The following is an 11,808-nucleotide window of genomic DNA, read 5'->3' on the forward strand; positions in this document are numbered from 1 at the left end:
TTGCTGCGTTCGACTTGCATGCATTAGGCACGCCGCCAGCGTTCGTCCTGAGCCAGGATCAAACTCTGCGTTGAATAATAGACTATCGCTACCCGCAGGTATTGATAGTAAGCTGACACAACATCAAACCACATTCATTTGTCAAGGTGCAGTGAAGGCACGCTCCTATGAAACAAAAAACCGACGCCACCAGTGCGGTGACCTCAGGTACGAGAGGGAAGCTTGGCTGTCCACACCCGGCTTGTTTCACATGTTTCAGTCTACCTCTCTGGTGAGTGAGACTTTCAAGAGCGTTTACCTCCAACGCTGCTGATTATAGCGCATTTCGCGGGGCTTGTCAAGAGGTTTCATGCCTCAGTGATGTAAAGTGCGGCATGCTTTGCCCTATTTCTCGTCACGCCCCTCACCCACTGAGCGATCCTCGCGCCAACGAAAGACAAACTGCTTATCGGCTGCCCGGTCGCGTCGGAAGCGCCAGAGGCGCGTTGGGCGGCCACGGCCTTCACGGAGCAATGGCGTCTCTTCGAGCAGATCGGCCTCTTTGATCTTGCGGTAGAAATTGCCCTTGTCTAGCTTTTCATCCAAAATTTGCTCATAAATATGTTTTAACTCAAGAATCGAAAAGACTTCGGGCAAGAGTTGAAATGCCAACGTGGTATACTCCAACTTGGAGCGTAGCCGTCCGATGGCATAGGCCAAGACCTGATCATGGTCAAAGGCCAATGGTTCTGGCAAGGTACGCACCGGAAACCAGCGTACTGCGGTACTCTCAGCGCTGGCGCGGATCTGTTGCAGATCAGCACGTACCAACGCAATATAGGCGACACTAATTACCCGTGTGCGTGGATCACGTGCGACGGCCCCAAAGGTATAGAGCTGCTCGAGGTAGACATCACGCACGCCCGTCTCTTCGGCCAACTCGCGGCGCGCCGCATCCTCCAACGACTCATCCATATTGATAAACCCGCCCGGAATGGCCCAACACCCCTCAAAAGGCCAATGCCGCCGCTGCACCAATAGGACATGCAACTCTTGGTTGATCAACGTGAAGATGACCACATCAACCGTGACTGATGGTCGCTCGTAGCGGGTGGCATCGTAATCGGTGGCGTGCTTGGGCATTGCAGTGGTTCCTTTGATTTAGTGTATTTATAACACTATTGTAGCCGCTAGGGATGTGGCTGTCAAGGTGTATGGTATGATGACACGAATGACTCATCGGCTCCTCAGCCCACGTTGGTTGCTCAAACACAGCTTTGCTCTGATCATCTTTATGATGCTCATCACCCTTGGTTTTTGGCAACTGGGGCGGCTTGAAGAGCGCCGTGCCGCCAATCTGGCCCGTTTGGCCGCTTTGGAGTTGCCAGCATTGACCCTCACCACGGCGAATGCTGACGGCCATGCCCTAGCCGGGCGCAAGGTGCGCGTGCAGGGCACCTTTATCAATGCTGAGAGCGTTGTGCTGCGGGCGCGGCGTTCAGATAGTGGGGTTGACGGTGTGCATCTGCTGACGCCATTGCGACTGAGAGGCACTGAGGCGGCAGTATTGGTGGATCGTGGCTGGCTCCCAAGCCATCAGCAGCAGCCCGCGATGCTGGCCGCCTATGCGGTGGAACGTGAAGTCACCATTGAGGGCATTGCATGGCCCCCGGAGGTACGCCCCAATTCGCCCTTGGCCCCGCGTGATCTGCCGTTGCCCGGCGAGAGTCGTATTCCTGCCTGGGTGCGGGTGGATGTGGCCGGAATCCAGGCGCAAACGAGTGCCCCCCTCTTGCCCCTGTACATTGAGGCGCTGCCGCATCCTGATGGGGCCACCTTGCCCCGTCCTTCCGACCCCCACAGCCTTGGTGATGGCCCCCATCTGGGGTATGCACTCCAGTGGTTTAGTTTTGCTACCATGCTTGTGCTTGTCTATGCGGCCCTCATGCGCCAAGAGTTGACACGTACGTGAAGGTATACCAATGACCCTTGAACATGCCGCATCATCAAGCATGCGAAAGCCCATTGGGATGCCATGTTCGGCAATCTGCAATCTGCAATCTACAATCGTAAATAGTATTAGTATCCTCCACCTATGCCAAACATCGCTCATATCATGACGATCAGTCGCCGCGAAGTACGCGAAACGCTCAGCGATTGGCGCGTGATCGCACCAATGTTGCTGCTTACCTTGTTGCTCCCGCAACTTCTCGCCTTCGCCGCCGGACGCACTGTTGATTTTATCGCCACCGAGGGCTTGGCAGTGCGCCTGATCTCCTTCACGATCCTCTTGGTGGGCTTCATTCCCTCCAGTTTCGCGCTCATTACCGCGCTCGAATCTTTTGTAGGCGAACGTGAACGCAACACGCTCGAATCGTTGCTCGCCATGCCGCTCGCAGATACCGAGATCTACTTGGGCAAACTGATCTCGTCGCTCTTTACGCCACTGCTGGCCAGCCTGATTGCAATGCTCATCTTTGTGGGGCTGCTGCTCGGCTTTATGCCCGAACTCTACTTTGAAGTCATCAATATTTCCCGCTTCAGCCTACTACTGCTGCTCGTTATTGCCATGGCCTTTGTGATGGTCACGGGTGCAGTGGTGATCTCGGCCCACATCACCTCGATTCGTGCCGCCAATCTTATGTCAAGCTTCATCCTTGTCCCAATGGCAGCGGTGATGCAGTTGGCTGCTATTTTGATCATCAATGACCTCTGGACGGAGCTATGGCTTGTTGCGGCAGCACTGGGTGTCTGCACCATCTTCCTCATTCGGGTCGGTATGCGTACTTTCAACCGCGAAGAGTTGCTGGCACGCGAACATACGCAGGGTCAAATCCGCTCGCCCCAACGCCGCTCACGCCCGATTACATGGCCACAACTACGCCATCCGGTGCTGATCATCACCCGCCGCGAGTTGATCGAAGTTCTCAGTGATTGGCGGGTGCTTTTGCCCTTCTTCGTACTCACCTTTGGGCTGCCTGCCGCGCTTGTTGCTGGTACCGACATTGCCATCGCCTTTCTCGAAGACCCCGGCCTGCTGGCGCGGCTCATTCCCTTTGCTGCGCTGCTGGTAGGCTTTGTGCCTTCGAGTTTTGCGCTGATCACGGCCATCGAGTCGTTCGTTGGTGAACGCGAGCGCAACACCCTCGAATCGCTCTTGGCAATGCCCATCAGCGACCGACAACTCTATGTTGGCAAGCTGATTGCGGCGCTGATCGTTCCGCTGCTGGGCAGCCTTGCCGCCATGTTCTTCTTCCTCGCCCTGATTCGGGGTTTCTATCCCATCCTCTATGTTGGCGGCCAGATTCCCATGCTGCTGCCATTGCTCACACTCATGATCATCGCCATCAACATGCTGCTGGTTGCTGGTGCGGTAATTCTATCGAGCCACGCCAGCAGCGTGCGTGCCGCGACCCTCATGGCCTCAGTAGTCTTGATTCCCAGTGCTGTCGCTCTCCAGTTGCAAGCGCTCATTTTTATTGCTCAACGCTACGAACTGCTCTGGTATTTTCTGGGAGTCTTTCTCGTCGCCGCCATTGCCCTCATCCGCAGCGGGCTGATCAGCTTTAACCGTGAGGAGATCCTTTCACGCGAATATGAAGAACTGAGCATGCGGCGCATCCTCAACACCTTCAGTTTGCTGGTGCGCGAACAGCACCCAGCGGGCACGCCACTCAGTGCCTACAGTGGGAGCGCCTTCGCCCTCGGCCACTTCTACCGCCACGAGTTTCCGGCGATTCTCCGGGAATTACGCCTACCACTACTCTGTGCGCTCATTGCAGCCGCAGCGGGCCTTATGCTTGGCGTCAATATCGGGCTAGGGGCACGCCTCCCGGGCTTTGCCAGCCTCTTTGATGAATTGCTCGAAAACTTGGGTAACGTTCCTAACCCCTCGCCCGGCCTTGCCGCCGCGATCTTCGCCAATAACATCCGGGTTTCGATTCTCTCCAATATCTTCTCGGCAATCAGTTTTGGCATCTTCGCCTTCTTGGTGCCCTTCATCGCCTTTGGCCAAGTCAGTCTCGCCTCAACGCGCCTCTTCTACGCAGGGGGCAGTTGGTTCAGCCTAGACCCAAGCAGCCCACTGCAATTCCTTGTCGCCTATGTGCTGCCCCACGGTCTGATCGAACTGCCCACATTCATCTTGAGTACCGCCCTGGGGCTGCGTATCGGCGCAGCGCTGCTGGCACCGCCTCCAGGCACGAGCGCAGGCTACAATCTGCTCTGGGCACTCGCAACCTACGTCAAGGTCTGGACCTTCGTACTCTTGCCGCTAATCGCCCTCGCAGCTCTGGTCGAAGGCTTGGTGACACCGCAGATTATTCTGTGGCTTTATGCTTAGTGAGCGAGTATTCCTATGCCCAATTTTCCCCTTGCCAATCATGAAGAACTAACCTTTACCGACTACTTCAAGCTCAAGCTTGACCTCGAAGCGGTAGTGGCGCACTTTGGCTACAGCCTTGCTATGGCCCAGATCAGCCTACCACAAACGACCCAAGCCATTCCTTGGTATGCGGATCTGCACCAACGCATCCAAAGCAGCATGCCATACATCAGCCTCACCAGCGAGGCGGCACGCCGCGAATTTCTTATTGCACCTATTCTGCTTGATCTTGCCCGTTACCACCAGATTAAAATCAAAGTCGAATTCCCCCTAGAGGTAAGCCGACAACTCCGTGGCTCGCTTGACTACTACTTACAAGCGACCCACACACTGCTCATCATTGAGGCCAAGCATGCCGACCTACAGCGTGGTTTTACACAGCTCGCTGCCGAACTCATCGCTCTCGATCAATGGAACCGCGACCCCTACCCAACGCTCTATGGGGCGGTCTCGATTGGCAATGTCTGGCAATTTGGTCTGCTCGCACGCGAGCCACGCCAGATTACGCAAGACCTTAATCTCTATCGTGTGCCCGCAGATCTACAGGAGCTATTGGCTATTCTGTTGGGGATTTTAACTGAGGATGGGTGAGGCGAAGACGCGAGGGCGCGAAGACGCGAGGGCGCGAGGGCGCGAAGACGCGAAGACGCGAAGACGCGAGGGCGCGAAGACGCGAGGGCGCGAAGACGCGAAGACGCGAAGACGCGAAGACGCGAAGACGCGAAGACGCGAGGGCGCGAAGACGCGAGGGCGCGAAGACGCGAGGGTGCGCCGATGCTTCGCCGATGCTTCGCCGCTTCGCCTCACGCATCCTCCTCCTCACGCATCCTTCTAGGGCAGCAACAAGCCCCGTTCTTGGGCAACTTCGCGCAGTATATGCAGCAATTCAATCGTTGCGCCAATCTCAGCGCGATTGATCGAGACGCTCTCGACCGCAACGCCAAGGGGCAACTGATCGGCGTAGGGCTGATCGAGGATACGCTGGAGCAATTCGCGGCAAATAGCCAGCGAGCGACTCAGTGGTGCGGCATCATCCAAGATGGCCCTCGCGGTAGCATCAGGAATGGCAATGCCCAGCCAACGCATAAAACTCATTGTCTGCGGGCGACCAACCGGCACAAAGTCGAGCACAATGCGGCGCGGCGTTACCCCTTGTTCAGCGCAATCACGCACATAATCGCTGAGCAACTGGATCGTAGGGGCCGCATCATAGACCGCCTGGGAGATGAAGTAACTACAGCCGTGGCGGGCCTTGGCAATCAGACGTTGGCTCTCGCTGCGGGTAGCGCTATGGCGCTCAGCAATGGCCACACCGCCTAGGACAAAACCGGCAGGATGGGCGGCGGCAAGCAGCGTTGCGCGCGAGAGCGCCAGGCTACTACGGGTATCCCGCGAACTTGCCAAACCGACGAGCGAGAGGTAGCGCACGCCATGCTGGCGACTCGCATGATCGAGCCAGCCTGGCCAAGTGGCTTCAGTTTCAGCCGCAATACACTTATAGGTAATGATCGGCTTGCCAACCAGTTGGTGCAGCAGTTTTCCATAGTTGGGTGCTTCCAACGTCGGCAAAAAGGGAAAGGGGCGCGGCTCGGCAGTACGAGAGGTCTCGTCCTGCACATCATAGACCACCAGCCCATCGAGGGGTAACCCGGCCACCCGTTGAGCCAAACGAGCCGCAGCGCCCAACACGCGATCGGCGGGCGCATCGGCACGGGGCGGGGTTGTGCCGTAGAGCAGCGCAAAGCGCCGTGGGTTGGTCATGGTCTCATGCAGTGTCATAGGGGTGTTCAGGTAGCGAGTTTGAAGAGGTACAGAGGATTGCACCACAGAGGCACCGAGGGCACAGAGGGAATGCAATAAAGTTAGTGGGCATGCCGTTGGAGTGCCGGCTTTAGCCGGCTGAAGCCGGCACTCCAACGGCACACCGATGATCATATGCAGTACCGTGTCCGGTGCCGGCACTCCAACGGCACACCGATGATCATATGCAGTACCGTGTCCGGTGCCGGCTGAAGCCGGCACTCCAACGGCACACCGATGATCATATGCAGTACCGTGTTCGGTGCCGGCTGACGCCGGCACTCCAACGCCAGTTCAGAGCCTTTTCTCAGACAGCTTTTTAGCCCGTGCGCCTACTCCTTCGTCGCAGGATGGGTCTCAAGGTACTTCAGCGCATCCTCAACGGTCAAAATCGCTTCCGCTTCCTTATCGCTAATCTCGATGCCAAATTCCTCTTCAATTGACATGATCAACTCTACCAAATCGAGTGAATCAGCATTAAGATCCTTAGTAAAATTCGCACTAGGCACAATTTGGCTCTCATCAACACCCAGTTGTTCAGCCACCAGCTTCTTCAGACGCTCTTCAATATCGGGCGAAACCATGGATACCTAACCCTTTCTACAGATCAGCACTACCCAGGCGGTAGCGCGACACCACCGTACCAAGCACTCCATTCACAAAGCGGCTGGAGTTATCACTCCCGAACTGTTTTGCCAACTCTACAGCCTCATTGATCACCGCCTTCACGGGGGTTTGTTCAAGCTGATCGATGAGCAACTCGAAGAGGGCGATGCGCAGGATGGCCTTATCCACCCCAGGCATTTGGGTAATGGGCCAATTGGGTGCGGCCTCTTCAATAATACGATCGAGGTAGGGGCGATGCTCCCAGACGCCAAAGACCAAGCGTTGCAAAAACTGTTCCCCTTCGGTCACGAGAGGGAGTGTCCGTTCGCCATCAGGGGTCAAGGGCTCATCAAACTGACGTCGTTGATAGACGAGATCGAGGGCATGATCAGTTGCATCAACCTCAAACAGAATCTGAAGGGCGGTCATACGCACCTGGTGACGCAGGCTAACCACAGTGAACCTCCTTGGCCTGCGGACACAGCCAAGCCAAGGCGGTGCCTCTGACGCTGATGGCGCAGGTTCGCGCCCGTGCATACTGGTGCTGATTGTTAAATAGCATAGCAGCAGTCTAGTGGCTCACCCTACGGCTTCTGCCGCAGCGCGTTCCTCCTTCCAGCGGCGCAACAACTCGGCCACATAGCCAGTATGGTGGCGTGCAGCCCGGAAATCAGGGTCATCCACAAGGATCAAATGGAAGGGGATATTGGTCTTGATCCCAGTGATCACACACTCATGGAGTGCCCGGCGCATGCGGTTCAGGGCATCATCGCGATTTTCACCAAAGGTGATAATCTTGGCTAGGAGCGAATCGTAGCTTCCGGGGGGGGTATAGCCCGCATAGAGGTGCGAGTCAACCCGTACGCCAGGGCCACCGGGGGGCAAATAGAACTCAATCTCGCCCCCAGCGGGCAGGAAATCCCGCTCGGGATCTTCAGCGTTAATCCGGCACTCAATCGCGTGCTTGGCTATTCTAATATCATTCTGTTGGAGCGTCAAGGGTTCACCGGCGGCGATGCGCAGTTGCCAGCGCACCAGATCGACCCCGGTCACCTGTTCGGTCACTGGATGTTCCACCTGGATGCGCGTATTCATCTCAATGAAGTAGTAGTTGCCCTCTTGGTCTACGAGGAACTCGAGGGTACCGGCATTCACATAGCCAATATTGGTAACCCCCTTGAGCGCATCGGCCCCCATCTTTGCGCGTACTTCGGGGCTAATAATCGGCGAGGGGGCCTCCTCCAGAATCTTCTGGTGGCGGCGCTGGGCCGAGCAGTCACGTTCGCCCAGGTGGATGGCGTGACCATAGCTATCGGCCAGCACCTGAATTTCGACGTGGCGCACCTTGACGAGGTACTTTTCGAGCAGCAGATCGCCGCGTCCAAAGGCGGCTTCGGCCTCGGCCCGTGCGGTGGGATAGGCGCGCACCAAGTCGCTCTCATCGTTGGCCACGCGCATACCGCGCCCACCGCCGCCTGCGGAGGGCTTGAGTAGCACCGGGTAGCCAATCTGCCGTGCAATCTCAACCGCCTCCTCCACGCCACGCAGTTCACCTTCCGAACCGGGAACGGTCGGCACCCCTGCGGCGCGCATCGTCTGGCGTCCCAGCGACTTATCGCCCATCATGCGCATCGTTTCAGCGCTTGGCCCAATGAATTTGAGGTTACAATCCTCGCACATCTCAGCGAAGTAGGGATTCTCAGAGAGAAAGCCATAGCCCGGATGCACCGAGTCGCAGCCGGTAATCATCGCGGCACTAATCAGCGCGGGCGGCTTCAGGTAGGAATGGGCCGGTTGAGCCGGGCCAATACAGACCGACTCATCGGCCAGACGCACCGCCAACGAGTCGCGGTCGGCCTCACTAAAGGCAACCACGCTCTTTATTCCCAACTCCTGGCAGGCGCGCACGATCCGCACCGCGATCTCACCCCGATTAGCAACCAGCACTTTGTTGAGCATAGTCGTGCCCTTGCTCCCGTAATAGTACTACTCCATCACCATGCCACCATCAACATTGATAGTCTGCCCAGTCAGATAGGCAGCCCCATCGGAGGCCAAGAAGCAGACCATGGCGGCTACCTCTTGCGGTTGGGCAAAGCGTCCCAAGGGAATGCGAGCTAGAATCGCTTGGCGCGTCTCATCACCCAGATTCGCGGTCATCTCGGTCTCAATGAAGCCGGGCGCAACGGCATTGACCGTGACGTTACGGCCTGCCATTTCGCGGGCAGTTGCTTTGGTAAAGCCCAACATCCCCGCTTTGGCAGCGGCATAGTTGGCCTGACCGACATTGCCAATTTGGCCAATCACCGAGGCGATATTGATAATCCGCCCAGCCCGCTGTTTACTCATCTGGCGCAACACGGCACGGGTAGCGACAAAGACGCCACGCAGATTCGTGGCAATCACTTGGTCAAAATCCTCGTCCTTCATACGCAACAGCAGCGTATCGCGGGTAATGCCAGCATTATTGACCAGAATATCGAGCCGCCCATGGGCATGCAGCAATTCACGCACCATCACGTCTACCATCTGGGGATTGGCCACATCGGCTTGGGCCAAGCGCGCCGTACCGCCAGCAGCGCGGATCGCGGTGACAGTCGCTTCAGCAGCGGTGGCACTACTGTGGTAATTGACGGTCACAGCGGCCCCAGCCTCAGCCAAGGCCAGCGCAACTGCCCGCCCAATCCCACGCCCGGCCCCGGTCACGAGAGCCACGCGCCCACTCAGATCAAGCTTCATCACACCTCAGCAATCTCAAACAGAGTCTGACCATCAATCAGCACCAGATTGCGCCGATCCTTACCTGCTTTGGCGGCATCGGGCGTAAACTCGGTGGAGGTGAGCACAACACCCTTGGGCAGCGAGCGTCGCCGCAACTCTTGCACCAAGCTCTCGATGGTACCAGGACGCACCTTATCGGCCACCGAGAGGCGCAACAGGTAGGCTTCACCCTCATAGCTCATCTCAAGATCAAGATGTTTATCTTTATCAATAAAGCGGTAGTCATTGAACTCAAAGCCCTTCTTACGGTAGAGATTGAGCACAAACGAACCAAACTGAGGCAACGAGAGCCCCTGCAGATCCTCAACAGTACGCACCACCCCAGGCCGTTCAAGGCGACCACCGCGTTCCGTGATCTCGCGTTGCAATTCACGATTACGCTGCTCGGCACGCCCGGCCATGACCGTCCCAAAAGCGGGGAAGGGGATCAGCGCAAAGGCCGAGAAGGTCGCATAGAAGAAGAGCAGATCGCCCACCGTAGCCTCGGTGGGGGCTGTATCAGGCCCAAGTTGCAAAATCAGGGGCGGAAAAGCTCCAACCTCAGTCAGCAATCCATAGCCTAGCACAGCCAAGAAGCCAAAGAAATAGCCACTGAAGCCAAGCACCAACCCGTGGGCCAACCAATCGCCCTGAACGCGCTTGCCGAGCATCAAGCCAGCGAGTACCGGCACAATCCCGGCCAGAATCTGCAGAATCGGGCTACCCAAAAAGAGCATTGACCAAGTCACCGCCATCAGCGCGGCAATCGAAAGGGTCGTGCGCCACTCGACACGGCTCAAAGAAGCCTGCATACGTTGGCCCAACGGCGCTTTCGCAGGCTTCGGCGTCTCCTCAGTGGTATGCGGTTCCTCCGTATCCCAACGCTCTTTGTGCTGCGTCGTAGCGTTGTTACCCTGTTCCTGCTGCTCGGACGTCGTATCAACACTCATGCAAACCGGCTCCAACGGCGCAGTACAGAAGCAAACCCGACCACGCCCCTCAACTGCCTACGCCTGCTCCAGCAACTCGTCTACTGCTTCGCGCAACTTCCCCAGATCGGTAAAGGCGCGGTAGACCGAGGCAAAGCGAATGTAGGCCACTTCATCTAATTCACGCAGACGCCGCATCACCTCATCGCCAATCACCGTACTGTACACTTCTTGGTCGTCGGTCGTCATCATGGCCGACTCCACATCATTGACCAAGCGTTCAAGCTGTGCCACTGCAACTGGCCGTCGGTAACAGGCGGTACGCACGCCCCGCATCAACTTCTCACGGTCATACGGCTCACGTTCGCCATCCTTCTTGACCACCGTCATACTGACCGTCTCGACCCGCTCGTAGGTCGTAAAACGTCGTGTACAAGCACGACACTTGCGACGACGGCGCACAATTTCACCATCGCCCAACTTGCGCGAGTCCAGAACCTCAGTGTCAGGGTGCATACAGAGAGGGCAACGCATAAGCCTTCCCACCGTCGCGTCGAGTGCAGGGCAATGTTGCACCATGCGCTTGGCATTATAGCACAGGCGCGGCATATGGGATGGGGGGGGCGAGGAGGCGAGGACGTATGGTACGATGCTGGCATGAAATTTCTGCGTTACATCCTATTGTCTATCCTGCTCTTGGGGGCATTGGGCGCGTGTGATCTGACGGATCACGCTGATCCGCTGGCGACCGCAACGCCGCCGCACCAGATTTTGCTAGAACCAACGCTGCCGCCCACGCCTGCGCCTTCGGCGGGCCCGTTGCTCGATCAGGCGCTGCGGGCATTGGCGCAGGGTGATGATGATGCGGCTGCGCTGAGCTTGAGTGAGTTGCTGCGGCTCTATCCAGAGACGCAGGAGGCGCTTACGGCGCGGTACTATTTGGCGACCCACTATGCGTCGCGTGGGCGTTGGACCTCTGCGGCGGAGTTGTTCAGTTGGTTCTTGGCCCAAGCGCCCCCCGACGATCCCTTGCGTGCGCCAACCCTCTTCTGGCTGGGCCGAGCCCACGAGACGGCTGGCACCCACGCGGCGGCGATTGAGCTCTTTGCTTCCTATCGAGCCTTGGGTACGAGCATTGAACCCTATGCGGCCTTGCGTCAGGCGGCCCAAGAGCAGGCTTTGGGCCAGCAGGATGCGGCGATTGCCAGCTTTCTGCACGCGGCCCGCAGTTCCATCCTGCCCGGCGAACGGGCAGGAGCCTTTGAGAAGGCGATTGCGCTGCATGTTGCTGCCGGTCGGGCTACTGAGGCGCTGGCACTCTACGATGAGTTGCTCGATCTCGCTCAGTTG

Annotated in this window: 12 protein-coding genes and 1 rRNA gene; 4 read left to right on the top strand and 9 right to left on the bottom strand. The window is 57.6% G+C overall.

Features of this window, described 5'->3' with window-relative positions; genetic code table 11:
* A 16S ribosomal RNA gene (locus CJ255_RS19155) occupies positions 1 to 74 on the bottom strand; the annotation flags it as partial.
* Between the two features lie 310 nt (positions 75 to 384).
* Positions 385 to 1,122, bottom strand: a complete 738-nt coding sequence (locus tag CJ255_RS19160; RefSeq protein WP_097645698.1) for an NUDIX hydrolase — start codon at positions 1,120 to 1,122, stop codon at positions 385 to 387.
* 76 nt (positions 1,123 to 1,198) lie between these two features.
* Here CJ255_RS19160 and CJ255_RS19165 point away from each other — a divergent pair, with 76 nt between their 5' ends.
* The 3 genes from CJ255_RS19165 (at position 1,199) to CJ255_RS19175 (ending at position 4,954) form a co-directional block, all read left to right on the top strand.
* Positions 1,199 to 1,951, top strand: coding sequence for an SURF1 family protein (locus CJ255_RS19165; protein WP_097645699.1), 753 nt, complete (start codon positions 1,199 to 1,201; stop codon positions 1,949 to 1,951).
* 123 nt (positions 1,952 to 2,074) lie between these two features.
* Entirely contained in the window at positions 2,075 to 4,321 is a 2,247-nt protein-coding gene (locus tag CJ255_RS19170) for a stage II sporulation protein M (RefSeq protein ID WP_097645700.1), read from the top strand.
* Between the two features lie 15 nt (positions 4,322 to 4,336).
* Entirely contained in the window at positions 4,337 to 4,954 is a 618-nt protein-coding gene (locus CJ255_RS19175; protein WP_097645701.1) for a hypothetical protein, read from the top strand.
* A 240-nt stretch (positions 4,955 to 5,194) separates the two neighbouring features.
* Here the strand turns inward: CJ255_RS19175 and CJ255_RS19180 are convergent, their stop codons facing one another.
* The 7 genes from CJ255_RS19180 to nrdR all read right to left on the bottom strand — a co-directional run bounded on the left by CJ255_RS19180 (position 5,195) and on the right by nrdR (position 10,992).
* Entirely contained in the window at positions 5,195 to 6,142 is a 948-nt protein-coding gene (locus CJ255_RS19180; RefSeq protein ID WP_097645702.1) for a methylenetetrahydrofolate reductase, read from the bottom strand.
* A gap of 353 nt (positions 6,143 to 6,495) precedes the next feature.
* Entirely contained in the window at positions 6,496 to 6,747 is a 252-nt protein-coding gene (gene acpP / locus CJ255_RS19185; RefSeq protein ID WP_097645703.1) for an acyl carrier protein, read from the bottom strand.
* Between the two features lie 16 nt (positions 6,748 to 6,763).
* Positions 6,764 to 7,225 (bottom strand): transcription antitermination factor NusB, encoded by a 462-nt coding sequence (gene nusB, locus CJ255_RS19190; RefSeq protein ID WP_217352493.1) that lies wholly within the window; start codon positions 7,223 to 7,225, stop codon positions 6,764 to 6,766.
* A gap of 123 nt (positions 7,226 to 7,348) precedes the next feature.
* Positions 7,349 to 8,728: an acetyl-CoA carboxylase biotin carboxylase subunit gene (gene accC, locus CJ255_RS19195; protein ID WP_097645705.1), complete on the bottom strand. Its 1,380-nt coding sequence runs from the start codon at positions 8,726 to 8,728 to the stop codon at positions 7,349 to 7,351.
* 27 nt (positions 8,729 to 8,755) lie between these two features.
* Positions 8,756 to 9,508 (bottom strand): 3-oxoacyl-[acyl-carrier-protein] reductase, encoded by a 753-nt coding sequence (fabG, locus tag CJ255_RS19200; protein ID WP_097645706.1) that lies wholly within the window; start codon positions 9,506 to 9,508, stop codon positions 8,756 to 8,758.
* Positions 9,508 to 10,479, bottom strand: a complete 972-nt coding sequence (locus CJ255_RS19205) for a restriction endonuclease (protein WP_165774809.1) — start codon at positions 10,477 to 10,479, stop codon at positions 9,508 to 9,510. The genes fabG and CJ255_RS19205 overlap by 1 nt, the downstream gene beginning before the upstream one ends.
* Before the next feature lie 57 nt (positions 10,480 to 10,536).
* Positions 10,537 to 10,992, bottom strand: coding sequence for a transcriptional regulator NrdR (nrdR, locus tag CJ255_RS19210; RefSeq protein ID WP_097645707.1), 456 nt, complete (start codon positions 10,990 to 10,992; stop codon positions 10,537 to 10,539).
* Between the two features lie 123 nt (positions 10,993 to 11,115).
* On the opposite strand from nrdR, the gene CJ255_RS19215 reads away from it, so the two are divergent.
* On the top strand, positions 11,116 to 11,808 hold a 693-nt coding region (locus tag CJ255_RS19215; protein WP_165774810.1), incomplete at its 3' end, for a tetratricopeptide repeat protein.

The sequence above is a fragment of the Candidatus Viridilinea mediisalina genome (genome assembly GCF_002532535.1).
In the GTDB taxonomy this organism is placed as follows: Bacteria; Chloroflexota; Chloroflexia; order Chloroflexales; family Chloroflexaceae; genus Viridilinea; species Viridilinea mediisalina.

Bases quoted from the DNA above. Each gene is read 5' to 3' on its own strand.
- CJ255_RS19160 (WP_097645698.1), bottom strand. From the start codon at position 1,122: ATGCCCAAGCACGCCACCGATTACGATGCCACCCGCTACGAGCGACCA.
- CJ255_RS19165 (WP_097645699.1), top strand. From the start codon at position 1,199: ATGATGACACGAATGACTCATCGGCTCCTCAGCCCACGTTGGTTGCTC.
- CJ255_RS19170 (WP_097645700.1), top strand. From the start codon at position 2,075: ATGCCAAACATCGCTCATATCATGACGATCAGTCGCCGCGAAGTACGC.
- CJ255_RS19175 (WP_097645701.1), top strand. From the start codon at position 4,337: ATGCCCAATTTTCCCCTTGCCAATCATGAAGAACTAACCTTTACCGAC.
- CJ255_RS19180 (WP_097645702.1), bottom strand. From the start codon at position 6,142: ATGACACTGCATGAGACCATGACCAACCCACGGCGCTTTGCGCTGCTC.
- acpP (WP_097645703.1), bottom strand. From the start codon at position 6,747: ATGGTTTCGCCCGATATTGAAGAGCGTCTGAAGAAGCTGGTGGCTGAA.
- accC (WP_097645705.1), bottom strand. From the start codon at position 8,728: ATGCTCAACAAAGTGCTGGTTGCTAATCGGGGTGAGATCGCGGTGCGG.
- fabG (WP_097645706.1), bottom strand. From the start codon at position 9,508: ATGAAGCTTGATCTGAGTGGGCGCGTGGCTCTCGTGACCGGGGCCGGG.
- CJ255_RS19205 (WP_165774809.1), bottom strand. From the start codon at position 10,479: ATGAGTGTTGATACGACGTCCGAGCAGCAGGAACAGGGTAACAACGCT.
- nrdR (WP_097645707.1), bottom strand. From the start codon at position 10,992: ATGCGTTGCCCTCTCTGTATGCACCCTGACACTGAGGTTCTGGACTCG.